This window comes from Cyanobium sp. L1E-Cus, from assembly GCF_024345755.1.
GTDB classification, from domain to species: Bacteria; Cyanobacteriota; Cyanobacteriia; order PCC-6307; family Cyanobiaceae; genus Cyanobium_A; species Cyanobium_A usitatum.
The window spans coordinates 36,096-59,301 of sequence record NZ_JAGQBS010000002.1 but is presented as its reverse complement, the minus strand read 5'-3'; the positions used below and the strand labels follow the sequence as shown (position 1 = coordinate 59,301).

The following is a 23,206-nucleotide window of genomic DNA, read 5'->3' as shown; positions in this document are numbered from 1 at the left end:
AGGCAGACAGGCGGTTACTGACGGGCGGTCTCTAACAGGCGGTCTCTAACGGGCGGTTGCCATAGAAAAATTAAACCAGCTGGCGCCGCAGTCTCAGGCTCCTTGCACCGGCATGTAATGGGCCGTCGTGATGCAGGATAGATACATGGGTCCTGCCGCCTGCCTGTTCGATCTCGACGGCCTGCTTCTAGACACCGAACCACTGCAAGCCATGGCTTGGCAAAAAGCCGCCGCCCACTTTGGTTGCCAGCTCGGTGCTGAACAGTTGCTCAGGCTGCGGGGCCAGCGCCGGTTGGATTGTGCTGCCTTGGTATGCCGCTGGATCGAAGCTTCAGGCTCCAATCCCCCGAGTTGTGAGGCTTTGCTGGCCGTGCGCCAACCCCTGGCCGATGCCTTGGTGCCCACCGCTGCCGCAATGGACGGCGCCGCCGAACTGGTGCAGATGTGCAGGGATCACCAGGTCCCCATGGCCCTCGTCACCAGCAGCACCCAGGACGCGGTGCGGCGTAAGGCTGAACCCCACCGATGGCTGCAGCTGATTCAGGTAAGGGTTTACGGCGATGATCCAGCCCTGGCGGCGGGCAAACCGGCGCCGGACCCATTTCTGCTTGCAGCTAAACGCCTAGGCCGCAATCCCGGCGACTGCTGGGCCTTCGAAGATTCAGCAGCCGGCATCGAGGCCGCAGTGGCCGCCGGTTGTCAGGTGTATGCCCTTCTCCCAAGCGACGCAGATGACCAAGCCACACCTGCCGGAGTGACCCTCCTCAATTCCCTCAGAGATGTGCGCTGGTAGCTGGCTGAACAGCGTCAGTAGAGGCGACTAAGGACGAAATCAGGCAGGGCCCGCAAGGCGCTGCGCGGTTCGGAGGGGACTAGCCATTCCAAGGCTTGAGCTGCTTCCTGGGCGAAGCCTTCAGCCAAGGCCCTGGTGCGGGGAATGGCCTCGCAACCCCTCACCAGTGCAAGAGCTTGCTCGAGATCACCTTCCTCACAAAATTCGCGTTCAATCAAGCCGGCCAGGGCAGGGCGCTCCTGGAGTGCATAAAGGGCTGGAGCGGTGAGATAACCGGAGGCCAGATCGCTTGCAGCTGGCTTGCCGAGCTGCTGATCACTGCCAGTGAAATCGAGAATGTCGTCCACTACCTGGAAGGCCAAACCCAACTGGCGGCCAAAGCGATAAAGATCATCGAGCTGGGCCCCTGGCAAACCGGTAAGCACCCCAGCTGCCCTAGCGCTGTTTGCAATTAGCGAGGCTGTTTTGCAGTAGCTCTTTTCGAGGTAAGTCTCGAAGCTCTGGCCGGTGTCGTAGCGGAAAAGGCCCTGTTTCACCTCGCCGTCTGCCAAATCCATGATCACCCGGCTGAGCAGCTTCACCACCTCGAGATCATCGAGATTGGCCAAATGCCAGCTGGCCTGGGCAAAAAGGAAATCCCCCGCAAGCACCGCCACTCGATGATTGAAACGGCTGTGAACCGTGTCAACTCCACGCCGGGTTGCAGCCTCATCGACAACGTCGTCGTGGACGAGCGAAGCCGTGTGGATCATTTCAGTGATCTCCGCCAGACGGCGGTGGCGGGGCCCCAGCTCACCGTCGGGGGCTACTGCCCGCGATAGCAAGAGCACAATGCCGGGTCTCAGCCTCTTGCCACCTGCAGCAAACAGATGCTCTGCTGCAGCCTGCAAAATTGGATGGCCAGCTCCTATAAGGCTGCGCAGGTCGGCCAGCAGGGCATCTAGGTCAGCCTCTACGGGCTGGAGCAGCTCTGCAACCGTTGCCACAACACCTCCGCCGTGGCGTGATCCTAGAAGGCTTGCCCCATCGACCGCAGGTCCACCCGCTCAACGGCAGGCCGGTAACCCAACCAGCGGCTCGCCCCGTCGGCAAAGGCCTCCGCAGATCCACTGACGCAGACCCGGGTGCGCTCGGCTGGGGTCACCACCTCCACCGCTGCGAGTTCGCCCTCCGGCATGCCGCCCATGCTTGCCAAAAGGGGCCCTAGGCGCCGTACCGCCGATTCAGCTGGATCAACAAGCCGCACATGGGGAGGCAGCAGGGCCGTGAGCAAGGGGCGCAACATCGGGTAGTGGGTGCAGCCCAGCACCACCGTGTCGACACCGGCTGCGAGTAGGGGCTCCAGGTATGCCTTGGCTTCCCCTATCAGGGCTGGAGACTGGAGATCACCGGCCTCGATCAAGGGCACGAAGGTGGGACAGCCCACCTCGAGCACAGAGGTGTGGGGCCGGCAGGCATGGATTGCCCGCCTGTAGGCACCGCTTGCGGCTGTGGCGGGAGTAGCCAACACCCCCACGCACTCGCTGTTTAGGTCGGCAGCAACACTGTCGATCAGGCCCACCACGGGAACGCCGGCCTCCGCCACGGCCACATCAAGAGCGAGGGCATTGGAGGTGTTGCAGGCCATCACCAGAACCCCGACCTGTTGGTGACGCAGCCAGCCCACCACCTCAGCGGCAATGGAGCGAATATCGGCGACGCTGCGCTGGCCGTAGGGAACTCGGGCCGTATCCCCGAGATAAAGGCAGGAGGAATGGGGATAGCGCTCCTGAAGCCTCCGCAGCACCGTGAGCCCCCCCAAGCCGCTGTCAAATAGCCCCACCAAAGCGCTCATGGCTGACCCTGCAGGGCGTTAAGAATCCCAGCGCTCAGGGCTAAAGCCATGCGACGACGAAAATTGGCATCGGCGAGGCGCCGGGAATCGAGTTCACCGGTGACAAAGCCCATCTCAACAAGGGCGGAGGGCATCACCGTGCGGCGGATCACAAAAAAGCGTCCGGTGCGCACGCCGCGATCAGGACTGCCAGGGGAAATGGCCACCATTTGCTCCTGCAAGGCCGCAGCCAGGCGACGGGAGGGCGATCCCGCACCCTCAAAGAAAAAGGTCTCGATGCCATTCACATCGGGACGGGCCATGCTCAAGGCGTTGGCGTGCACGCTCACAAACAGATCGGCACCGCTGCTGTTGGCCAGGGCCACCCGGGGAGGCAGGTCAACGTCCACCTCAGAGGTGCGTGTCATCAATACCTGGACGCCGCGGGCCTGCAATAGCCGGGCGATTTGCAGACAAACATCAAGCACTACGTCGGTTTCCCGTAGGCCACCAATGCCGACAGCACCTGGATCGGGGCCCCCATGGCCAGGGTCGATCACCACCTTGAAGCGGCCTCGGGGCACAACCGGCAAACCATCGGCGGAGAGGGGCGTAGCTGCGGTGGGGAAGAAGGTCTGCTGATCGGCGCCAAAGCTGGCGACAGCATCGAGGTCTCCCTCGCCGAGGCCAAGCCCAGCTTGGTTGCCAAGACCCGGCAACTCCATGCGCCAGCGGTCGCGGGAGGTGCCCACCAGGCGCAGGCCAGATGGATCGAGCTGGGTACCTGGCGCAAATTCCAGCACCAGGCGGGTTGTGAAGCCATCTGGACGACCAATCCGTACCTCACGCAAGGCACCACTGCCTCGCACAGTGCGTGTCCGCGATGGGGCACCGGGCAGGTCTACCCAGACCCGGGGGCCCCTAAAGCCAGTACCAGCCTCAAAAAAGGCTTGGGGGCGTACATCTATACTGGTACGTAACTCCAGCTGACCACTGCGGGAAACGCGCCAGGCCGCGAGGGAAGAAGCCCAGGCCGGTAGATCGGGCATCAGCAAAGCAACCGCTGCCAGAGCAGCACTCCAGCGGAATCTGACGGACCAGGGCATCGGGACAGTCAGAACAGGGCCGGCCGGCGGTGCCTAAGGCTGGGCATCTGGGCCCTCACCCTCTGGGCATGGCCCGGATCGATCGGGGCAATGGCAGCGCTGACACTTACGCCGGCATCTGCCAGCACCGTGCCCCAAGGGTCGATTACCAAGGCATGGCCGTGGCTCTGCCTGCGTCCGTAGTGCTGGCCCGTCTGGGCGGGGGCGACCACGTAGGCAGTGTTTTCAATCGCCCGGGCCTGCAGCAACACCTGCCAGTGGTCCTTGCCGGTAAAAGCGGTAAATGCTGCGGGCACAAACAAAACATCAGCCCCTGACTGGGCCAGGTGGCGATAAAGCTCAGGGAAGCGAACGTCGTAGCAGATCGACAGGCCAATCCTGCCAAGACCGGGCACATCAACTACAGGGGGCAGTTGGTCTCCGGGCTGCACCGTGGCCGATTCCCGATAGGTGTTGCCATCGGGTAAGTCGACATCGAAGAGGTGGATTTTGTCGTAGCGAGCCAGCAGCTGGCCCTCCGTTCCTACTAACTCAGCGCGGTTGAAGGTCTGCCCCGGTCCAGCTGGGACGGGAAAGCCTCCACCTAACAAGGTCACTTGATAGCGGCGCGCCATCGTGACAAGGAAGCTGCTGCAGCGCTCCGCCAAGGATGCGGCCAGTTCAAGGCGCTGCTCGTCCTCCCCCATGAAAGCGAAGTTTTCAGGGAGCCCGACCAACTCAGCGCCGCGACGGGCAGCCAGCTCGATCTGCTCTTCCGCTGAGGCGAAATTCGCATCCGGATCCGGGGTGCTGGTGAGTTGCACAGCTGCCGCCAGAAAACTGCCCACTCACTGCCCCAACCAATCCGTCAGACTTTAAAGGAACTGCCAGGAGGCGGTTCGCGCAGCTGGGATTAACTGGCCTTAAGCACCCCGGGTTCGGCCTGGAAGGGCACTAGTTGCAGGCTGTCGACAGCTGCGCAGCAAGCAAAATCGGCGTCATGGTCGCCGAGATTGATCAGGCGCTGACCGTGACTTGCAGTGCGCAAGCAGGTCTCGGTATCGAGGTGCCACTGCTGCCAGAGAGCAAGGGCCGCCAGCATTTCGTCGTTGCCGAAGCTCACACCGATATGGGGAGCCACCGCCATCTCAATCGCCGCAGAAGCAACGGCACCTGCAGCGAGGCTGTCTTCGAGGGAGTAATCGCCCTCCCAGCCACTGCCCACGATCCAGACCCGGCAGCACTCCTGATCAAGCAAACGCCGTGCTACTGCGGTGCGGTTGGGGAGACAGGCCGTCAGCAACAGAGGCACCGACTTGACGGCCGCTAAGGAGCGGGTGCCATTGGTGGTGCTCATGAATATGCGTTTGCCACCCACCAGCTCGGGGGTTACCGCAAGGGGAGAGTTACCTAGGTCGTAGCCCGCCACCCTCTGGCCGCCTCGCTCACCGGCACGCAGTCGCTGCTGCGCCGGCCAGGCAGCCGCTGCTGCTTCAAGCTCCTCCAGGCTGGCGAAGGCCTCGATCGCCTCAGCTCCGTTCTGCAAGGACCAAGCAATCGTGGTCGTTGCCCGTAGAACGTCGATAACTACTGCAGCATCTGGCCCACCCTCCGCCAGGGACCTGACGGGTGGCACGCATTCAGAGGAGTGGAAGTAGGAAATTTGCACAGCCGCGGCCCCAGTTCAGGTGCGTCACAGTAGTCACCGCTCATAAAAGTCGATGCCGAATAAGGGAATTAGTCAACGCAGTCGCCGGGATTTGCGCGGCTTCATCGACCTCCTGGACCAACGGGGTCGGCTGAGGCGCATCACCGCGCCGGTGGATCCAGACCTGGAGTTAGCAGCGATTGCCGACCGGGTGCTGGCAGCTGGCGGCCCGGCCCTGTTGTTTGAAAATGTGATTGGCTCCACCATGCCGGTGGCTGTGAACCTGCTGGGTACCCAGGAGCGGGTGCTCTGGAGCATGGGCATGGAGCAACCAGAGGAGCTGGAACGGCTCGGCGAGCGCCTGGCCCTGCTGCAGCAACCCCGACCCCCTAAAGGGGCCAGGGAGGCGCTGCGCTTTGGCTCGGTGCTGCTGGATGTGCTCAAAGCCCGGCCCGATCTCGACCTCACCCCTCCCTGTCACCAGCAGGTGTTTAAGGGCGAGGCGGTGAATCTTGATGCCCTGCCCCTGCTGCGGCCCTGGCCCGGCGACGGCGGCCGGATCATCACCCTGGGCCTGGTGATCACCAAGGATCCAGAAACTGGCACACCCAATGTGGGCGTGTACCGGCTGCAACAACAGTCGCTGAACTCAATGACCGTGCACTGGCTGAGCGTGCGCGGTGGCGCCCGCCACCTGCGCAAGGCGGCGGCGATGGGCAAAAAGCTTGAAATCGCCATTGCCATCGGCGTGCATCCGCTGCTGGTGATGGCGGCCGCCACGCCGATCCCGGTGCAGTTGAGCGAGTGGCTATTTGCTGGCATCTACGCCGGCGAGGGCGTCCGGCTCGCTAGGTGCAAAACGGTGAATTTGGAGGTACCGAGCCACAGTGAGGTGGTGCTGGAAGGCAATATCACCCCTGGCTCTGAGCTGGCTGACGGACCATTTGGCGACCACATGGGCTTCTACGGCGGCGTCGAAGATTCGCCCCTCGTCCAGATCCAGTGCGTCACCCAGCGACGTGATCCGGTGTACTTCACCACCTTCAGTGGCCGGCCCCCCAAGGAAGACGCCATGTTGGCGATCGCCCTAAACCGCATCTACACGCCGATCCTGCGCCAGCAGATCCCTGAAATCGTCGATTTCTTTCTGCCGATGGAGGGGCTCAGCTACAAACTGGCTGTGATTGCCATCGATAAGGCCTATCCAGGCCAGGCCAAGCGGGCGGCGATGGCCTTCTGGAGCGCCCTGCCCCAGTTCACTTACACCAAATTTGTTGTGGTGGTGGATAAAAGCATCAACATCCGCGACCCGCGCCAAGTGATCTGGGCGATCAGTGCCCAAGTGGATCCGCAGCGGGATTTGTTTGTGCTCGAAGACACCCCTTTTGACAGCCTCGATTTCGCCAGCGAGCGCCTGGGCTTGGGCGGCAGGCTGGCGATCGATGCCACCACCAAGATTGGTCCGGAGAAGCGCCACCCCTGGGGCGAACCGCTTAGCCGTCCCGCCGAGCTGGAGTCCAGGCTCGATGCCCGTTGGGCCGAGCTTGGCTTGGCAGATATCGGTAAAGACGAGCCAGATCCAGCCCTATTTGGTTACACCCTGGAGCACGTGCTGGAGCGGCTCGCGGGGCGGGCAACGGCTAAGGCGTAATGCTTTCTCGCCAGGCCAACCATGCTCTTAAGGCCCTGTTGGAGCTGGCAGCAAGGCCCTTGGATTGGCAGTCAACCCACGCGCTGGCCACGGCCCAACAGTTACCCGAGCCAATGCTTGAGCAGCTGCTGCTGCGTCTACGGCGGGCCGGACTACTGGAGGCGAGGCGAGGTCGGGTGGGGGGGTACCGACTTAGCAGGCCAGCCCGGGCAATTTCAATGGAGCTGATTTTGGCGGGGCTTGGCGAAGCTTTGACAGACAGTGCGCACCGGCTTGCAACGTCGGAGCCGGCCAACTCTCCAGCCGATCAAGTGACCAATGCATTGCAGCTACGGCTAGAGCGGGTCCGACAGAAGGCGCTGGCGGAACTCAGTCTCGAAGACCTGCTGTTCGACCTGCGCAGCGCCGTGGCCGGATCCGATGGCGAGGGTGGGGTGATGCTTGGTTAAGCCATGGGCCTCCCCACAGTTCATTGCTGGAGCAAGCCGATGACTCCCTCCATCGCTATGACAATCGGCGGCAGTGATTCCAGCGGCGGCGCCGGCATCCAGGCCGACCTCAAGACCTTCACGAGCATGAAGGTGTACGGCTGCTCGGCCATCAGCTGCATCACCGCCCAGAACAGCACAGGTGTCAGCCGCGTGGACGCTCTGTCGCCAGAGGCCCTTAGCGCCCAAATCACCGCGGTGATCACAGACCTGCCGGTAGCGGCCCTTAAAACCGGCATGTTGCTCAACGTCGGCCTAATTGAGGCCACTGCTGCCGCCTTGGCGCCGCTGACGATCCCGAAGTTGATCGATCCGGTGATGGTGTCGCGGGCAGGTTCAGTGCTTCTTGAACCCAGCGCCATCGCTGCCTACCGGCTGCTGCTGCCCCAAGCCGAGCTGCTCACCCCCAACCTGCATGAAGCCCAGCTACTCAGCGGCGTGACGATCGAGGCAGCTACCGATCTGGAGCGTGCGGTTGAGCAAGCGGCGCAGAGCCTGCTGGAGCTGGGGTCAGCAGCGGTGCTGGTCAAGGGCGGCGGCCGGCCAGAGCTGCGCGGCCGCGACTTCCTGCTGCAGCGCCATGCCCCAGGGCAGTGGCTCAGCCACGCGCCAATCAGCACCACCCACACCCACGGCAGTGGCTGCACACTAGGGGCAGCGATCACCGCCCAGCGGGCCCTCGGGAGATCCCTTCAGGAGGCCGTGATCGAGGCCAAGCGCTACGTGGAAGGCGGCTTGCGCTCCGCCCTCGCCATTGGCGCTGGTCACGGTCCTCTATGCCACTGGCACGCCTATGAATCAGTCGGGCAGCGGCGCGCTCCATAGGATCGGCCAACTGCCGTCAGTGCTTCGTGGCCCATTCCGCCGCTAAATCCGCCCCGCTCAGCCTGGCTGGCGGCGGCACTCTGGTGGGAACCGTGCAGGTACCCGGCGATAAATCAATCTCTCACCGGGCCCTTTTGTTTGGGGCTATCGCAGAAGGAGAAACGCGCATCGAGGGCTTGCTACCAGCGGAGGACCCGCTCAGTACGGCCGCCTGCCTGCGGGCCATGGGAGTGGAGGTGTCGCCGATTCAGGCAGGCCAGCCTGTGACTGTGCAAGGCGCCGGCCTTGATGGCTTCCAGGAACCTGGCGATGTGCTCGATTGCGGCAACTCGGGCACCACCATGCGGCTGATGCTGGGGCTGCTGGCAGGCCGGGTTGGCCGCCACTTCGTGCTCACTGGTGATGGCTCCCTACGGGGCAGGCCGATGCGGCGGGTCGGAGCTCCCCTGGCCCAAATGGGTGCCCAGATCTGTGGTCGCGGCGACGGCAACTTCGCACCGTTAGCGGTGCAGGGACAGCCCCTGCACGGCACAACCATCCACACCCCGGTGGCATCAGCCCAGGTGAAGAGCGCCATCCTGCTTGCCGCCCTCACCGCTGACGGACCCACCACCGTGATCGAACCGGCCCAGAGCCGCGATCACAGCGAACGAATGCTGCGGTCCTTCGGCGCCGAGTTGTCTGTGGGCGGTGCGGGCAACACGGTTGTGACCCTGATCCCGGGGCAAACGCTCAAAGGTCAAGCGGTGGTAGTGCCAGGTGACATCAGCTCCGCCGCCTTCTGGCTGGTGGCCGGTGCCATCACCCCAGACGCTGAGATCACAGTGCAGAACGTGGGGCTCAACCCCAGCCGAACCGGCATCCTCGAGGTACTGGAGCAGATGGGCGCCCAAATAAGCGTGCTCAACCGCCGGGATGTGGCCGGAGAGCCGGTGGGAGACCTGCGGGTTTGCCACGGCCCGCTGCAAGCCTTTGATATTGGTGGCGAACTGATCCCCCGGCTCGTGGATGAAATCCCAGTACTGGCGGTAGCCGCCTGCTGCGCCCAGGGCATCAGCCGTATTCGTGACGCTGAGGAGCTGCGGGTCAAGGAAACAGACCGCCTCGCGGTCATGGCAAGGCAGCTCGGTGAGATGGGCGGCCGCATCGAGGAATTCGCAGACGGCATGACTATCAGTGGCTGCACCGAACTGCACGGCGCAGAGGTTGACAGTGAAACCGACCACCGGGTTGCCATGAGTCTGGCGGTTGCTGCCGGCATCGCCCGGGGGGACACCCTGCTGCACCGGCCGGAAGCGGCAGCCGTCTCCTATCCGGGCTTCTGGGACGACCTAGCCCGCCTCAAGCAGCAGGCAAGTTGATAGGTAGTCCACGTAGATTCCCGGCCAGTCGTTACCACCTGCCCATGCTCGCCGTTGCCGTATTGGCCGCAGGGAAGGGCACCCGCATGAAGAGCGCCCTGCCCAAGGTGCTCCAGCCCCTAGCCGGCGCCACCCTGGTGGAGCGGGTACTGGCGAGCTGCGAGCAGCTTCAGCCAGAGCGGCGCCTGCTGATCGTTGGCCACCAGGCCGAGCGGGTGGAGCAGCAGCTGCAGGGCCTAAGCGGCCTTGAATTCGTGCTGCAACAGCCCCAGAACGGCACTGGCCACGCCGTGCAGCAACTGCTCGAACCGCTAAATAACTTCAGCGGCGATCTGTTGGTGCTCAATGGCGACGTGCCGCTGCTACGCCCCCAAACCCTTGCGGCCCTGCTGGAGCAACACCGCAGCAGTGGCGCTGCCGTGACTCTGCTCACGGCCAGGCTGGACGATCCCAGTGGCTACGGGCGAGTATTTGCCGATGCCAACGGCTCCGTTAGCGCAATCGTGGAGCACCGCGACTGCAATGACCAGCAGCGTCTCAACCACCTAACCAACGCCGGTATCTACTGCTTCAACTGGGCCAAGTTGGCCGAGGTGCTACCTCAGCTCACCACCGAAAACGACCAAGGCGAGCTCTACCTCACCGATACGGTGGCTCTGCTCCGGCCGGCCATGCACAGAGAGGTGGCAGATGCTGACGAAATCGCCGGTATCAACGACCGGCTTCAGCTCAGCCAATGTGAGACGGCACTGCAGGAACGGCTAAAGCGCTACTGGATGGCTGAGGGTGTGAGCTTTGTCGATCCAGCTAGCTGCACCCTCAGCGAAGACTGCCGCTTTGGTCAGGATGTTGTTGTTGAACCCCAGTGCCATTTTCGCGGCAGCAGCTCCATCGGCGATGGCTGCCGCATCGGGCCCGGCTGCTTGATCGAAGACAGCAGCTTGGGAGCAGGTGTGACCGTGCTCTATTCAGTGCTGCGACAAGTGCAGGTGGCTGATCACTGCGCCATTGGCCCCTTCGCCCAGCTACGCCCCGGCACCTCATTGGCAGAGCACTGTCACATCGGCAATTTTGTGGAAGTAAAAAACAGCAGTCTTGCCAATGGCGTGAAAGTAAACCATCTAAGCTATATCGGCGACGCAGATCTGGGCGCTGGCGTTAACGTGGGAGCAGGCACAATCACCGCCAATTACGACGGCGTGCGCAAGCACCGCACCGTGGTGGGCGCCGGCAGCAAAACCGGGGCAAATTCCGTGCTTGTAGCACCACTGACCCTGGGCGAAAACGTCACCGTTGGTGCCGGCTCGACGATCACTAAAGACGTGCCGGCCGGCTCGCTCGCCTTGGGCCGTGCTCGCCAACTTGTCAAGGAAAACTGGTCCAGCCAGTTAAACCAGCCGAGCCCTCCAGCCCCATAGGCTGCGCCAATCTTCCCCAGCTTTTATGAATCGCGACAGGCGTCCTGCGGCTTCACCAGATAAGGAGGGCTTTCTCTACGAGCCGGTAGAACGGTTTGGCGAGAGCATGACCAGCCCCAAACCCTGGAACAAGGCTGCCCTGGCAGGGGTGGAATTATTAAACGGACGGATGGCCATGCTGGGCTTTGCCGCAGCAATCGCCGGCGAGCTTCTCACCGGCAAGGGCATGGTGGGCCAGCTGGCCGCCATGTTGCATTGGTATCTGGGCTGAAAGCAGAAAGGCCCCGAGTGAACCACCACCCAGGACCTTCGCCCGAAGGCACAACATCGTGAAATGCTGCTCCACTGCCATCATGACCGATCGCGTCGAGCACGGCGAGCCCCATTGTCGAGCCCGCCGTGCCCTATTAGAGAAGCGGAATCAAGCGCTCCAGAGCAACACCCCGGCTGGCCTTGAGCAGAAGCACATCTCCAGGCTGCAGCCATTGCAGCAATGGCTCTGCCGCAGCCTCCGGGTAATCCACCTGCCTTAAACGCGATAGGCCAGTGGCCGCCGCCACCATGGCTGCCCCTTCCTCACCCTGGTCCACGATCACCAGCCCATCAAGGTCTAGTTGCCTTGCCCTCTCGGCCACGCTGCGGTGCAGAGCGAGACTCTGCTCGCCCAGCTCGAGCATCGTGCCGAGCACCGCGAAACGGCGGCCAGGCTGCTGGGCCAGCAGCTCCAAGGCGGCAAGCACCGCCTCCGGTGAGGCGTTGTAGGTCTCGTCAAGTACCAGCACGCCATTTTGGTGCAAACGGCGGCTACGTCCTCCGGGCAGATCCACCTGTAAGGGCCGCCAACGCTCAGGCTCAAGGCCGAGCTCTCGAGCTACCGCCATGGCAAGCATCAGGTTGCGGGCGTGATGCACTCCCTCTAGCGGCACGGGCAGGGCCACTCCGGCCAACTCCAGAATCTCCCCCTGGCAATCAAGGCTGCCCACCAGATCTGCTGCAGCTTCATGGCCTTCTCCCTGCAGGGCAACCCGCACTACCCGGCCAGACCACACCCTGGCTAGGGCACGGTCCAGCAGGGGATCACCAGCCGGGATCACCACCAAGCCATCGGGCCTTAAACCAGCCACGATTTCGCACTTAGCCGTTGCGATTGCCTCGCGACTGCCAAGCCGGCCGATGTGGGCTGTGCCGATGTTGGTGATCACTGCCACATCGGGGCTGGCGCAGCGACTCAGCCGTTCGATTTCACCGAGGCCCCGCATGCCCATTTCCACAACCAAGGCCGCCTGATCAGGGCCTGCGCCAAGCAAGGTCAGGGGAACGCCTACGTCGTTGTTTTCGTTGCCGCTGGAGGCCCAAATCGGCCCAAGCGGAGCCAGGGCACCACGGATAAGTTCCCGCGTGGTGGTCTTACCGGCAGAACCGGTCACCGCCACCACTGGCGCTGCAAGCTGCAGGCGCCAGAGACCCGCCAGGTCCTGATAAGCCTGCAGGGTGTCCGGCACCAGCCAAACGGGAACGTGAGCTTTGGCGGCAGCAGCCAACACACTGGCTTGGGAGGCTGGCGCAAGGTGGCCCGCCTGGGCTATGAGAGCGGCCGCACCCGCCTCAAGGGCAGCGGCAAGGAAGCCATGGCCATCGAAGCGCTCGCCAATCAGCGGCAGAAAAAGGTCGCCGCCGCTCAGTTGGCGGCTATCGGTGCAGATGGCCTGGGGGGCAAGCTTCAGCTCCGCCTGATCCACGGCCAGGGGGCCGGTGGCGGGTTGACCCCAGAGCTCCTGCAACTGGGCTAAACGCAGACTCATCGTCGGCAGTCGGGGGCGATGCGGAGGATCATGCCTGAGGAATTGTCTCCGCCTCCAACAGCACCATGCCGCTACCCACCCGGGCGGCCTGAGCCAGCAGATTGCCGCCAGGTGCTACCAGGCGCAGACGCTCGTAACCCAACTCACGGCTGCGCTGCAGCCAGAGATCGGCTTGCTGTTGGCGTCGCTGCAATGGCAAGCCTGCCCAGGTACTCACCAGCTCCAGGTCGAGCAGCCCCTGCTCGGGGTGGGGGCGCGCAGAAGAAATGCTGCCATCGGGGTCATCGTTTGAGAGCAGGGCCAGCAGGGGGTCTAGATCAAGGCGCACGGCAGTAGCAGGCTCTGCAAGCTCAGGAGGCTCAGGGGAGCTTGGCGCTGAACCAACAGAGCGAGCAGCTGGCTGGCCTAGGGCCTGCGGGAGAGGCAGCTCAGAACGGGGGGCAAGTCGTTCAGCAACTTGTTCAACAACTGGTTGAGAGGCTGAACTATCAGCAATATCAAAAGTGGTGGGGGTGGGGCTAGAGAAGACAGTCTTTATCAGCAGCGTCAGCGAACACGCCACCACTGCCAAGCCCACGGCTAACAGCACCGGCCAAAAAAAAGCCGCTAGTGATTGGGGCCAGAAGCCAGGCACCGACAAGTCCCCTTCGCGGTTGCGGCGCACCAGCTCCCTCAGCTTGAGCACCGTGCTGGCAAGGGCGGCACGCAGGTCCCCTGCAAGACGGCCCCAAGGTTCTACGTAAGGGGCCGGATAGGGAGCTGGCGGCTCCGAACGGCCCGATCTGTCGGGGGCTGAGGTGGGTGGCGTCACCAAAAGGTGTTCAACGACGCTTCAGCAGGGAAGCCAGGCCCCGCCGGCTGGGGTCCGCATCTTGACCCTGGGAGAAACGCTCAACGGCGGCAGCCTCGGGGGTTGGCTCCTTTACCCCGCAGACGTCGCGGTACATGGCGTCGTATTCGAGCGCCGAGCGGGCCCAGCTGAAGTCCACGCCCATGCTCCGGCGCTGGAGTTCCTGCCAACTGGCCTGATTGCGGTAGGCCTCCCAGGAGCGCACGATCGCCGTGTAGAAGTCGATTGGTTCATAGCGATCGAAGCCATAGCCGTTGCCGCTGCCAGCCAGGGGGTCGTTGGGGGGCACGGTGTCCACCAGACCACCCACCATCCGCACCACCGGAATCGATCCGTAGCGCATCGCCAGCATCTGGCTAATACCGCAGGGCTCAAAGCGGCTCGGCATCAAGAAGGCGTCGCTGCCGGCATAGATCAGCCGAGAGAGGGCATCGTCGTAGGTGAGGAAAACGGCGAAGCGGCCGGGATGGCGCGCTGCCATCTGCCATAGCCCCGACTCATAGGTGCGATCTCCCGTGCCCAGAACAACAACCTGGCTGTCGGTGTAGGCCAACACCCGATCAGCAACCTGCAGCAGCAGGTCGACACCTTTTTGATCGACTAGCCGGCTCACCATTCCCATTAGGTAGGAGCGGGGATTCACAGCCAAGCCAAAGCGCTCCTGCAGGGCCTGCTTATTAATGGCACGGGGAGCTAAATCCGCAGCCGAAAACTGGGCTGGCAGGCTAGCATCAGTGGCTGGATTCCAGTCTTCGGTATCAATGCCGTTGAGAATGCCGCGCAACTTGCCACTGATGAAATTCAGCAAGCCATCAAGATGCTCGCCGTATTGGGGCGTGCGGATCTCCATCGCATAGGTGGGAGACACCGCATTGACCCGATCTGCATACAGCAAGGCCACCGCCATCGTGTGGTCCCCTTGCATATACCAGGGACACCAGGTAATGCGATCAAGCTTCCAGCGCCAAGGTCCCTGATACTTGAGATTGTGGATTGTGAAAACGGTGCTGATCTCAGGGTCTTGGTGCATCCACACCGGCAACATCCCGGTGTGCCAGTCGTGGCAGTGCAGCACCTGAGGTTTCCAGTGATGCCAGCTGAATTCCGCAGTCGCGCTGGCAAAGAAAGTGAAGCGCCAATCCTCGTCTTCACCGCCGTAGATGCGCTCCGGATCGAAAACTGGATGGCCCACTAAATAGAGAATTAGGCCGTTGGTGGGATGGCGGGCCTCAAAGACAGCGAAGTCATTGCCCATCGTGTGGCCACGCCATATGGGCTCGGGCGAAACCTTCAACTTCGACCACAACTTGCCGTAACCCGGCAGGATGATGCGTACATCGTGGCCTAAGGCAGCTAGGGCCGGGGGCAAAGAGCCCACCACATCACCCATGCCCCCGACCTTGATCATCGGCGCGCATTCGGCCGCCGCAAACAAGACCCGCATCCCAGAGTTACCGGAGGTGGGCGCAACTCTACGGTTGGCGCTAGGGCAGCACCGTCACGGGCGTGCCCATCTCCACCAAGTCGAACAGTTCCCGCACATGCTCATCAAGTAGGCGCACGCAGCCGTGCGATAAGGCCTGCCCCACGCTGTGCCGCTGGGGTGTGCCGTGGAAGCCAGCACTGACGCAACCCTTCACCACAAGGTGCTCGCTGCCGTTAAAGCCGGCGCGGCCCTTGCAGTCGCGGTGAAAGCCAATCCAACGGCTACCCAGGGGGTTGGCAGGTCCAGGCGGGATGCGTTGGCCGGTGGCTGGGTGCTCCCAGGTGGGATCTACCGCTAGCTCGATCACCGAAAACTGACCCACCGGGGTCTCCCAACCCGGCCGGCCGACACCCACCGGGAAGCGTTTGCGCTCCTGGTTGCCCTCTAGTACCAACAACTGGCGCTGGCGCCGGTCAAGTACGAGCCGACGCTGCTGAGATGGCTCCACAGCTGCAACGGCAAGGGGTGGCGCAAATAAGTCGGCTCCCCCAAGCAGGAGCGAAAGCAATCGCAGCAGCCCCAACCAACCCACTGCCCTGAGATGAAATCTGTTTGTTTTCAAGGTAGCCAGGGTGCATCGGAGAAGTCCGGCGGTCGCTTCTCAAGGAAGGCATTGCGGCCCTCCTGGCCCTCCGCTGTTCGATAAAACAGATGGGTGGCCTGGCCGGCCAGTTCCTGAATTCCTGCCATGCCGTCGGTTTCAGCGTTGAAGGCAGCCTTGAGGCAGCGGATCGCCGTGGGGCTGTGCTGCAGCACCTCGCGCGCCCAGCTGATCCCCTCCGTCTCCAACTGATCTAGAGGCACAACCCCATTCACCAAGCCCATGGCCAAAGCCTGGTCGGCCCCGTATTGACGGCAGAGAAACCAGATCTCCCGTGCCTTGCGCTGGCCCACCAGCCGGGCAAGGTAGCCGGCGCCAAAGCCGCCATCAAAACTGCCCACCCGCGGTCCCGTCTGGCCAAATACGGCGTTCTCAGCTGCCAGGCTCAGATCGCACAGCAGGTGGAGCACCTGGCCACCACCGATCGCGTAACCGGCCACCAAGGCAATCACCACCTTCGGCAAGCTGCGGATCAGGCGCTGCAGATCCAGCACATTGAGACGGGGCAAACCCGACTCGTCGAGATAGCCCCCATCGCCGCGCACGCTTTGATCGCCGCCAGCGCAAAAGGCCCAGCCACCATCAGCCGCTGGGCCGGCTCCGGTAAACAACACCACCCCAACCCGAGGGTTGTCGCGAACACGCGAAAAGGCGTCGCAAAGCTCCTGCACGGTGCGGGGCCGGAAGGCGTTGCGCTTGTGGGGTCGGTTGATCGTGATGCGGGCGATCCCCTCCTCGCACAGGTCAAAAAGAATGTCCTCGTAGGAGCCGGCGGGCTGCCACTGCACCGCTGACGGGGTCGGGGAGGAAGGGCTCAAGACTTCATCAGGGCTTGGGCGGCCATTCTGCGCAAGGTCTGGCGCCTGAGTGCATCGGCGCGGCGATCGCTCACCAGCTCAAGCAGTGCCAGCGGCTGATTCAGCGCCCAGTCCAGCTGGGATGGCAAGTCAGCGAGCTGCTCCACCCTGCGCCCCGGCACGCCATGGGCTGCAGCCAAAGCCAAGTGATCAAGCTGCTGGGGCATGGCAAACAGCCTCTCGAAATCCAGGGCCTGCTCAGGCGTGGTGCGAATTGGGAGCTGCTCAAAGATGCCGCCACCGCCGTTGTTGATCAGGATCACGGTGAGTCGCCCCTTTAGTTGGCGCTGCCAGAGCCAGCCATGGCTGTCATGCAGCAGGGCCAGATCACCCGTGAGCAGCACCGCCTGGCCATGGGCCTCAGCGACCCCGCAGGCGATCGAGAGGGTGCCATCGATGCCGGATGCCCCTCGGAAGCCATAAACCGGTCGCCACGGGGCAGCGGGGTTGGCGAAGCTCTCCCAATCGCGCACTGGACTGCTGTTGGCAAGCACCAGCGGCAAGCTGGCAGGCAGCAGGAGCCCCAGCTGGCGCGCCAAACAAAGCTCGTTAACGCCGATTTCTGCCCCATCACCGCTGACCAGCTGCTGATCTAGCCAGAGCTGCAATTGCTGCTCCCGCTGGCGCCAGCGCGCCCCAAACTGCAGGGCCTCGGCACTGGGGCCGCCGGCCCAAATAGTTGGAGGCAAGCTGGCGCTCCAGCCGGCCAAACCGGCGGCGCTCTGCTGACATCCGCTGCCGTGCAATCCGCTGCCGAGCGGATCAAGACATCTCGGCTCGCCCTCACTGACAAGCCACTGGAGAGCGTTCTGGTCGGCCAGCCAGCGCTGCAAGCGGCGGCTGGCGGGCAAGGGGCCAAGGCGCAGCACCTGGGCTGAACGCAGCATGGGTTCAGGAGCCTCGAGCAGTAGGTCGTAGCTGCTGATCAAATCGAGGTCAGCCAACCCCCGCAGCCCGCTGAGTGCATCTGCCAGCACGGGCCAGCCCGTGCGCCGCTGCCAGCGCAGCAAAGCTTCCACGTAACCAGGCCAGTGCTGGGGCAGGCCGCGCCAGGGACCAGCCACAACCACGCCTGGCTGGCCTGGATCGGGAGCGGGGCTGAAGGGCGTTGCCTGTATCCCTGATCCAGCAGCTCCCAGGGCGAGCTCGGCCAATGAGGGTGGAGTTGTCTCAAGGGAACCGTGGGCGATTGCCTCAAGCAGCGCCGGCCCGTCCGCATGTAGGGGTTCGGCAAAGGGAAGGTTGAGGTGCACTGGCCCCGGGGCCAGGCCAGGGGGCCGGGTGGCAGACCATGCCTGGAGAGCCAGGGCGGCGATGGCAGCGTCCGTCATGGCAGCCAGTCCAGTGCCATCGCCCTGGCCAAACCAGCGCACACTGGCGGCGAGAAAGCTTTCCTGGTTCACGGTCTGGTTTGCCCCACAGCCCTTGAGCCGGGTGGGGCGATCAGCACTGATCAGCAATAGGGGGATGGCGCCATAGTCCGCTTCCACCGCGGCGGGCAGCAGATTTGCCACAGCGGTGCCCGAGGTGGTCACAACCGCAACCGCTTTTCCAGTCGCCCTGGCCAATCCCAGGGCAAAAAAGGCGGCAGAGCGCTCATCAATGGCGGTGTACAGCTCCAGCCCGCGCGGCTCGAGCACGCCCAGGGCCAGGGCCAGGGCACCGGAGCGACTGCCCGGACACAACACAGCCTGGCTGAGCCCCTGGCCCATCAGGGCCTTCAGCAGCAGCAGCGCCGCCTCGAGATTGCGACGGGCCAACTCCACGCCAGGGCGGTTCAGGATGGATTGAACCAGTCTCCCCTGCTCCCTTGTCGTCCTCGCCCCGCAGCAGCACTCCCAGCCTGGTCGAAACCCTGCGCCGCCAGGTTGTGCCAGTGCTGGTCTGGGTGTTGCTGGCCCTGGTGCTGCGCTGGGCGGTGCTGGAACCCCGCTGGATTCCCTCGGGATCAATGCTCCCGGCCCTGCAGCTGCAGGATCGGGTGCTGGTGGAGAAGCTGCGCGCCCGGCTGCATCGCCCCATACCGATCGGCACCGTGGTGGTATTCCATCCCCCCACAGCCCTAATTGCCGCTGGCTACGACCCCAAGGCGGCACTGATCAAGCGGGTGGTGGGCCAAGCGGGCGATGAAGTGGAGGTGCGCGATGGTGTGCTTTGGCGCAACGGCAGCAAGGCGGCGATTGATTGGTCAGCTGAACCGATGGACTACCAGCTGGAACCCCTCACGGTGCCCCCAGACCATCTGCTGGTTTTGGGAGACAACCGCAATGCCAGCTTGGATTCCCACCTCTGGGGGCCCCTGCCTCAAAAGGCCTTGATCGGCACGGCGGTGCTTCGCTACTGGCCCCTTAATCGGCTTGGCTGGTTACGGATCTCCGCCATGGGCCACCCCCCTGGTACGACGATTGAGCTGGGGTAAGGTGCAATATGGATGCAGCGCACGCCGGCGATGTTCAACCCGGAGTTCCTGACCACCGATAACGAAGCAATCAGCGGTAACTCGTTGATTCAGTACTTGCAGGAGCAGTCTCCTGATGTGCTGCAAAGGGTTGCTCGCTCAGCCAGTGGCGACATCCAGGACATCATTCGCCACAACGTCCAAGGGCTGTTGGGGATGCTCCCCGGTGAGCAGTTCGAGGTCAAGATTCAGACCAACCGAGAAAACCTGGCTGGCCTGCTGGCTTCGGCCATGATGACCGGTTACTTCCTGCGCCAGATGGAACAGCGCATGGAACTGGACACGAGCCTGCTGGGCTGCGGAGATCTGGACAGCGACCTCGATGCCGACCCAGGCGAGCTCAGGCTCTGAGTTAGTTCAAACTCAGAAATCCCTAATCCAGAATCCCCTAATCCAGAAACCATGGTCCAGGCACCGCGGGCTGCTCTGGCACCACTCCAAAGCGCAGGAGGGTTTTGTCAATGCCGCTCAGGTAGGCCCAGCTGCCCCTATCAGGTGCCCAATCTCGGGCTTCAAGGCAGTCTGCAAGCTCCCCTAGTTGCTGAGGGCTGCAGGCCACCGGAGCTTCGTAATGGGCTGGCACCAGCCAGCGGATCTCGGATTGGCCAGCCAAAGTGCGGATCCAAGTCACCAGGGCGGCCCGGCAGCGGGGAAAGACCAGCCGCTCCAACACAGGCGCCACCAGCAGTGCGGCCTCAGGGCCGGGCACCAAACTCCGAAATTCAGCCTGCCAGCCCTCCTGCCAGCGGAAGGGATAGAGGCCGAAATAGGCCCGCGGAGAGCGCACCCCCACGGCCAGCAGGCCGGCAAGCAACTCCCTGATGCCAGGCACCTGCAAATGATCTGGGCGGAGATAGGAGGCAAACAACACCAGTCGCTGCCAGCCCCGTCTGCGGCAATCAGGAGTGTCGAGCAGGGGCGCATCACCGCGATCCCTGGCATGGAAAAGCAGCGGCGTCGGATCGGCATCAAATAGCTCTGGGGGCTGCTCACTGATGGCCACTAGGGCATCGGTGAGCAGCAGGCAACCGCTAGCGCGGTGCAGGCAGGCCGCCTCCATGAAGGTGCCCAGGCCTAGGTCTAGGGGCCCGAGCGGTAGCCAGTGCAGCTCATCGGCATGGGGAAGGCCCTGCTCAAACAACACACGGGTGCGCTGGGCCGGGAACCCCAACCAGGCCAGCGGCAGCGGCAAGGGGAAGCTCCACTGCCTTGGTGTTACCCACACCTGGGCAGCAGGGAAAGCCCTTGCCATCGCCGGCACAGGCAGCTTGTGCTCGAGGCCAGAGCTGGTGGGCAGCACGATCGTGCAAACGAACCCGTAGCGGTGTTCCAGCGCGGCAAGCGCTGCCCGCACCTCTCCAGTGGGGGGCACGGGGGCATAGAGCAACAGACCAGCCCGCAAACGCACCACCGTCATCCGGATCGGCACTGCCACGTAAAACACGCCCTGGAGCTGCTCGAAACTCCAAACCTGGTCAGGGATTAATTCGCGCACCAAGGTGCGGCGGCGTCCATAGGGGTAGAGCGGCAACAGGGGCCACCAGGGCCAGAACTGGTCCGGCATGCCTAGGGATCCTGGAGGCCTTTGCCTCTCAAGATGCCGTAACGGGGGGCCAGCAGAAAAGCCAGCAGGAACAGGCCGAACTGCACTAGAACAATGCAGCCGGCGGTGGAACTGTCACTCCAGTAGCTGATGTAGACCCCCAGCAGGCTGGAGAAGACGCTGCTGGCGATGGCGATCAGGGTCATGCGATCGAAGCTATCGGTGAGCAGGTAGGCCGTAGCTCCCGGGGTGACCAGCATCGCCACCACAAGGATCACCCCTACGGTCTGCAACCCCGCCACGGCCGCCAGTGAGAGCACCGAGAGCAGGGTGTAGTGCAAAAGGCCGGTGTTGATGCCGATCGAGCGGGCATGGGTGGGATCGAAACAGAAAAGCAGCAGATCCCGCCGCAGCACCAAGAGCACTACCACCACCAGCACCGATATCAACAACGTCTGCCAGATGTCAGAACTGGAGATGCCCAGCACGTTGCCAAAAAGGATGTGGGTGAGATCGATATTGCTGCGCACCTTCGACACAAGAACAAGCCCAAGGGCAAAGAAACCGGTGAACACCAGGCCAATCACCGTGTCTTCCTTAATCCGCGACTTCTGCTTGACGAAGCCGATCAAGGCCACCGATCCCACCCCAAAGACAAATGCCCCCAGTGAGAACGGCAGACCCAGGGAGTAGGCAACCACCACTCCAGGCATGACCGCATGGGAGACGGCATCGCCCATCAGGGCCCAGCCCTTGAGGGTCATATAGCAGGAGAGCAGACCGCAGCTGCCACCAACCAGGGCACTGACCAGTAAGGCCCGCACCATAAAGGCGTGACTGAGGGGTTCCAACAGCAAGGTCATGGGCCGGTTTCCTCATGCCTGCCGTTCACCAGCACCAGCAGATCCGCTGGTAAACCGCCAAATGCGAGGGCTAGATTTTCGGGGGTAAACACCTTTGCCGTCTCGCCGAAGGCGAGCACGGTCTTGTTGATCAAGACCACCAGATCACAGAAATCGCGCACTTGCTCTAGGTCGTGAGATGAGATCAGAATCGTCCTTCCCTCCTGGCGGAACTGGAGAAACAGAGCAGCCATCAGTTTCTCGGTGCGAACATCTACTCCGTTGAAGGGTTCGTCGAGCAACAGCACAGAGGCTCCCTGGGCGATGGCGCGGGCCAGAAAAGCCCGCTTGCGCTGTCCGCCGGAGAGGGACCCGATCGGCCGGTCGCTCAGATCGAGCAGCTCAACCCGCTCAAGAGCTTCACCCACTGCCAGCCGATCCGCGGAGCGGGGCAGGCGAAGCAGGTTCATCGCGCCGTATCGACCCATCATCACTACGTCCCAGACAGAGATGGGAAAACTGCAGTCGATGCCCTCCTTCTGGGGCACATAGGCCACCGCCTGGTAACGCTGGGCCTGGGCAACGCTCTGGCCGTTGATGAGGATGCGGCCCCTGGATGGGCGGACAAAGCCCGTCAGGCATTTGAACAATGTGGACTTGCCTGCGCCGTTCATGCCTACGAGGCCGCAGATGCAACCGGCGGGCAGCCGCAACGAAGCATCGAATAGGGCCACGATGCCGTTGTAGTCGACGAAGAGGTGGTCGGCTTCGATGCGCATCAGCGGCCAACTGCGTCGGGTCCTAGACCCTTGACGATCAGATCGACGTTGTGACGCTGCAGCTTCAGCAAGGTGGGAGCGGGGCCGGAAGTATCCGAGAGCGAATCCACGTAAAAGGTACCGCCGAAGCGGGCACCGGCGGCTCGGGCCACCTCAAGCTGGGCATCGGCGTTCACCGTGCTCTCACAGAAAACAGCGGGCACTCGACGCCTGCGCACCGTCTCAATGAGACGGGCCATGCGTCGGGGGGTGACCTGGCTCTCCGCATTCACAGGCCAGAGATAGGCCTCCTCAAGCCCGTAGTCGTGGGCCAGATAAGAAAAGGCACCCTCACAGCTGACCAAGAGGCGCTGGGCGGGCGCAACCCTCGCCAGGGCCGCCCGCAGGTCCGCATCCAGCTGACCCAGCCGGCGCTTGTAGGTCTCGCCATTGGCCCGAAAGCTGGCAGCCCCGGCCGGATCGAGGGTTGAGAAGGCCAGCACCAGCCGGTTCACGTAATGCTGGGCTCGCTGGGGCGACATCCAGGCGTGGGGATTGGGCTTGCCGGCATAGGCATCTCCCTCAATCAACAGGGGTCTCATGCCATCACTGAGCGTGACCTCGGCTCCATTACCAGCGGCTTGGATGAAGCGATCGGCCCATCGCTCCAGCCCCAGCCCGTTCCTGACGATGAGGTCTGCCCCCTGGGCGGCCTCCAGGTCGCTGGGGCTGGGTTCGTAGCCGTGGATTTCTGCTCCCAGCCGAGTGATCGAGCGCACCTGCAAGCGGTCTCCGGCCACATTGCGGGCCATATCGGCCAGCACGGTGAAGGTGGTGAGTACCAGGGGGCGTCCATCGCTTGTGGAGGCCGAGGAGCCGGCTAGAGGCTGGCGGCAGCCGGTCAGCATGCCGACCAGCAGGGCCGGG

24 protein-coding genes are annotated in these 23,206 nt (G+C 63.3%); 9 read left to right on the top strand and 15 right to left on the bottom strand.

Annotated features, from left to right (window positions below; genetic code table 11):
* Window positions 1-145 precede the first annotated feature (145 nt).
* On the top strand, window positions 146-793 hold the full coding sequence (locus KBZ22_RS00325) for an HAD family phosphatase (protein ID WP_255020602.1): 648 nt from the start codon (window positions 146-148) through the stop codon (window positions 791-793).
* Window positions 794-807: 14 nt separating this feature from the next.
* Here KBZ22_RS00325 and sds read toward each other — a convergent pair whose 3' ends face one another.
* The 5 genes from sds to KBZ22_RS00300 all read right to left on the bottom strand — a co-directional run bounded on the left by sds (window position 808) and on the right by KBZ22_RS00300 (window position 5,360).
* Window positions 808-1,779: a solanesyl diphosphate synthase gene (gene sds / locus KBZ22_RS00320; RefSeq protein ID WP_255020601.1), complete on the bottom strand. Its 972-nt coding sequence runs from the start codon at window positions 1,777-1,779 to the stop codon at window positions 808-810.
* 23 nt (window positions 1,780-1,802) lie between these two features.
* A complete protein-coding gene (gene murI / locus KBZ22_RS00315) occupies window positions 1,803-2,627 on the bottom strand; it encodes a glutamate racemase (RefSeq protein WP_255020600.1) in 825 nt (274 codons plus the stop codon).
* Window positions 2,624-3,712, bottom strand: coding sequence for an N-acetylmuramoyl-L-alanine amidase (locus tag KBZ22_RS00310; protein WP_255020599.1), 1,089 nt, complete (start codon window positions 3,710-3,712; stop codon window positions 2,624-2,626). The genes murI and KBZ22_RS00310 overlap by 4 nt, the downstream gene beginning before the upstream one ends.
* Before the next feature lie 8 nt (window positions 3,713-3,720).
* On the bottom strand, window positions 3,721-4,539 hold the full coding sequence (locus KBZ22_RS00305) for a carbon-nitrogen hydrolase family protein (RefSeq protein WP_255020598.1): 819 nt from the start codon (window positions 4,537-4,539) through the stop codon (window positions 3,721-3,723).
* Between the two features lie 65 nt (window positions 4,540-4,604).
* Complete coding sequence (locus KBZ22_RS00300) at window positions 4,605-5,360, bottom strand: 2-phosphosulfolactate phosphatase family protein (RefSeq protein ID WP_254941260.1); 756 nt, start codon at window positions 5,358-5,360, stop codon at window positions 4,605-4,607.
* Window positions 5,361-5,412: 52 nt separating this feature from the next.
* Here KBZ22_RS00300 and KBZ22_RS00295 point away from each other — a divergent pair, with 52 nt between their 5' ends.
* The 6 genes from KBZ22_RS00295 to KBZ22_RS00270 are packed head-to-tail and all read left to right on the top strand — an operon-like array spanning window position 5,413 to window position 11,353.
* On the top strand, window positions 5,413-6,990 hold the full coding sequence (locus tag KBZ22_RS00295; protein ID WP_255020597.1) for a UbiD family decarboxylase: 1,578 nt from the start codon (window positions 5,413-5,415) through the stop codon (window positions 6,988-6,990).
* Window positions 6,990-7,439, top strand: a complete 450-nt coding sequence (locus KBZ22_RS00290) for an Rrf2 family transcriptional regulator (protein ID WP_255020595.1) — start codon at window positions 6,990-6,992, stop codon at window positions 7,437-7,439. Before KBZ22_RS00295 ends, KBZ22_RS00290 begins: the two co-directional genes overlap by 1 nt.
* 39 nt (window positions 7,440-7,478) lie before the next feature.
* Window positions 7,479-8,303: a bifunctional hydroxymethylpyrimidine kinase/phosphomethylpyrimidine kinase gene (gene thiD / locus KBZ22_RS00285; RefSeq protein WP_255020594.1), complete on the top strand. Its 825-nt coding sequence runs from the start codon at window positions 7,479-7,481 to the stop codon at window positions 8,301-8,303.
* A 26-nt stretch (window positions 8,304-8,329) separates the two neighbouring features.
* A complete protein-coding gene (gene aroA / locus KBZ22_RS00280; protein ID WP_255020593.1) occupies window positions 8,330-9,664 on the top strand; it encodes a 3-phosphoshikimate 1-carboxyvinyltransferase in 1,335 nt (444 codons plus the stop codon).
* Between the two features lie 44 nt (window positions 9,665-9,708).
* Window positions 9,709-11,082, top strand: coding sequence for a bifunctional UDP-N-acetylglucosamine diphosphorylase/glucosamine-1-phosphate N-acetyltransferase GlmU (gene glmU, locus KBZ22_RS00275; RefSeq protein WP_255020592.1), 1,374 nt, complete (start codon window positions 9,709-9,711; stop codon window positions 11,080-11,082).
* Window positions 11,083-11,107: 25 nt separating this feature from the next.
* Window positions 11,108-11,353, top strand: a complete 246-nt coding sequence (locus KBZ22_RS00270; protein WP_255020591.1) for a chlorophyll a/b-binding protein — start codon at window positions 11,108-11,110, stop codon at window positions 11,351-11,353.
* A gap of 136 nt (window positions 11,354-11,489) precedes the next feature.
* Here KBZ22_RS00270 and murF read toward each other — a convergent pair whose 3' ends face one another.
* The 6 genes from murF to menD are packed head-to-tail and all read right to left on the bottom strand — an operon-like array spanning window position 11,490 to window position 18,444.
* Window positions 11,490-12,884 carry a UDP-N-acetylmuramoyl-tripeptide--D-alanyl-D-alanine ligase gene (murF, locus tag KBZ22_RS00265; RefSeq protein WP_255020590.1) on the bottom strand — a complete coding sequence of 465 codons (1,395 nt, stop codon included), beginning with the start codon at window positions 12,882-12,884 and terminating at the stop codon, window positions 11,490-11,492.
* A gap of 28 nt (window positions 12,885-12,912) precedes the next feature.
* A complete protein-coding gene (locus tag KBZ22_RS00260) occupies window positions 12,913-13,695 on the bottom strand; it encodes a hypothetical protein (protein WP_255020588.1) in 783 nt (260 codons plus the stop codon).
* Between the two features lie 10 nt (window positions 13,696-13,705).
* Window positions 13,706-15,178 (bottom strand): glycogen synthase GlgA, encoded by a 1,473-nt coding sequence (gene glgA, locus KBZ22_RS00255; protein ID WP_255020587.1) that lies wholly within the window; start codon window positions 15,176-15,178, stop codon window positions 13,706-13,708.
* Between the two features lie 40 nt (window positions 15,179-15,218).
* Window positions 15,219-15,728 carry a L,D-transpeptidase gene (locus tag KBZ22_RS00250; RefSeq protein ID WP_255020586.1) on the bottom strand — a complete coding sequence of 170 codons (510 nt, stop codon included), beginning with the start codon at window positions 15,726-15,728 and terminating at the stop codon, window positions 15,219-15,221.
* A 50-nt stretch (window positions 15,729-15,778) separates the two neighbouring features.
* Window positions 15,779-16,639 carry a 1,4-dihydroxy-2-naphthoyl-CoA synthase gene (gene menB / locus KBZ22_RS00245; RefSeq protein WP_255020585.1) on the bottom strand — a complete coding sequence of 287 codons (861 nt, stop codon included), beginning with the start codon at window positions 16,637-16,639 and terminating at the stop codon, window positions 15,779-15,781.
* Window positions 16,636-18,444: a 2-succinyl-5-enolpyruvyl-6-hydroxy-3-cyclohexene-1-carboxylic-acid synthase gene (menD, locus tag KBZ22_RS00240; protein ID WP_255020583.1), complete on the bottom strand. Its 1,809-nt coding sequence runs from the start codon at window positions 18,442-18,444 to the stop codon at window positions 16,636-16,638. The genes menB and menD overlap by 4 nt, the downstream gene beginning before the upstream one ends.
* 77 nt (window positions 18,445-18,521) lie before the next feature.
* On the opposite strand from menD, the gene lepB reads away from it, so the two are divergent.
* Together lepB and KBZ22_RS00230 are read left to right on the top strand one after the other, a co-directional pair.
* Entirely contained in the window at window positions 18,522-19,097 is a 576-nt protein-coding gene (gene lepB / locus KBZ22_RS00235) for a signal peptidase I (protein ID WP_255020925.1), read from the top strand.
* A 30-nt stretch (window positions 19,098-19,127) separates the two neighbouring features.
* The gene (locus KBZ22_RS00230) at window positions 19,128-19,487 is read left to right on the top strand and encodes a DUF760 domain-containing protein (RefSeq protein WP_254941274.1); all 360 of its coding nucleotides are present in this window, start codon (window positions 19,128-19,130) and stop codon (window positions 19,485-19,487) included.
* Window positions 19,488-19,524: 37 nt separating this feature from the next.
* Here KBZ22_RS00230 and KBZ22_RS00225 read toward each other — a convergent pair whose 3' ends face one another.
* From KBZ22_RS00225 to KBZ22_RS00210, 4 genes are read right to left on the bottom strand one after another with little or no spacing between them, the layout of a single operon-like run.
* Complete coding sequence (locus KBZ22_RS00225) at window positions 19,525-20,700, bottom strand: DUF4336 domain-containing protein (protein WP_255020582.1); 1,176 nt, start codon at window positions 20,698-20,700, stop codon at window positions 19,525-19,527.
* Window positions 20,701-20,702: 2 nt separating this feature from the next.
* Complete coding sequence (locus tag KBZ22_RS00220) at window positions 20,703-21,542, bottom strand: metal ABC transporter permease (protein ID WP_255020581.1); 840 nt, start codon at window positions 21,540-21,542, stop codon at window positions 20,703-20,705.
* Entirely contained in the window at window positions 21,539-22,300 is a 762-nt protein-coding gene (locus KBZ22_RS00215; protein WP_255020580.1) for a metal ABC transporter ATP-binding protein, read from the bottom strand. The genes KBZ22_RS00220 and KBZ22_RS00215 overlap by 4 nt, the downstream gene beginning before the upstream one ends.
* Window positions 22,300-23,187, bottom strand: coding sequence for a metal ABC transporter substrate-binding protein (locus KBZ22_RS00210; protein ID WP_255020579.1), 888 nt, complete (start codon window positions 23,185-23,187; stop codon window positions 22,300-22,302). The genes KBZ22_RS00215 and KBZ22_RS00210 overlap by 1 nt, the downstream gene beginning before the upstream one ends.
* Between the last annotated feature and the right edge of the window lie 19 nt (window positions 23,188-23,206).

Coding starts and splice junctions, on each gene's coding strand:
- KBZ22_RS00270 (WP_255020591.1), top strand. CDS start 11,108: ATGAATCGCGACAGGCGTCCTGCGGCTTCACCAGATAAGGAGGGCTTT.
- KBZ22_RS00210 (WP_255020579.1), bottom strand. CDS start 23,187: ATGCTGACCGGCTGCCGCCAGCCTCTAGCCGGCTCCTCGGCCTCCACA.
- KBZ22_RS00295 (WP_255020597.1), top strand. CDS start 5,413: ATGCCGAATAAGGGAATTAGTCAACGCAGTCGCCGGGATTTGCGCGGC.
- glmU (WP_255020592.1), top strand. CDS start 9,709: ATGCTCGCCGTTGCCGTATTGGCCGCAGGGAAGGGCACCCGCATGAAG.
- murF (WP_255020590.1), bottom strand. CDS start 12,884: ATGAGTCTGCGTTTAGCCCAGTTGCAGGAGCTCTGGGGTCAACCCGCC.
- murI (WP_255020600.1), bottom strand. CDS start 2,627: ATGAGCGCTTTGGTGGGGCTATTTGACAGCGGCTTGGGGGGGCTCACG.
- KBZ22_RS00220 (WP_255020581.1), bottom strand. CDS start 21,542: ATGACCTTGCTGTTGGAACCCCTCAGTCACGCCTTTATGGTGCGGGCC.
- KBZ22_RS00290 (WP_255020595.1), top strand. CDS start 6,990: ATGCTTTCTCGCCAGGCCAACCATGCTCTTAAGGCCCTGTTGGAGCTG.
- KBZ22_RS00215 (WP_255020580.1), bottom strand. CDS start 22,300: ATGCGCATCGAAGCCGACCACCTCTTCGTCGACTACAACGGCATCGTG.
- KBZ22_RS00230 (WP_254941274.1), top strand. CDS start 19,128: ATGTTCAACCCGGAGTTCCTGACCACCGATAACGAAGCAATCAGCGGT.
- KBZ22_RS00225 (WP_255020582.1), bottom strand. CDS start 20,700: ATGCCGGACCAGTTCTGGCCCTGGTGGCCCCTGTTGCCGCTCTACCCC.
- KBZ22_RS00310 (WP_255020599.1), bottom strand. CDS start 3,712: ATGCCCTGGTCCGTCAGATTCCGCTGGAGTGCTGCTCTGGCAGCGGTT.
- thiD (WP_255020594.1), top strand. CDS start 7,479: ATGACTCCCTCCATCGCTATGACAATCGGCGGCAGTGATTCCAGCGGC.
- glgA (WP_255020587.1), bottom strand. CDS start 15,178: ATGCGGGTCTTGTTTGCGGCGGCCGAATGCGCGCCGATGATCAAGGTC.
- KBZ22_RS00325 (WP_255020602.1), top strand. CDS start 146: ATGGGTCCTGCCGCCTGCCTGTTCGATCTCGACGGCCTGCTTCTAGAC.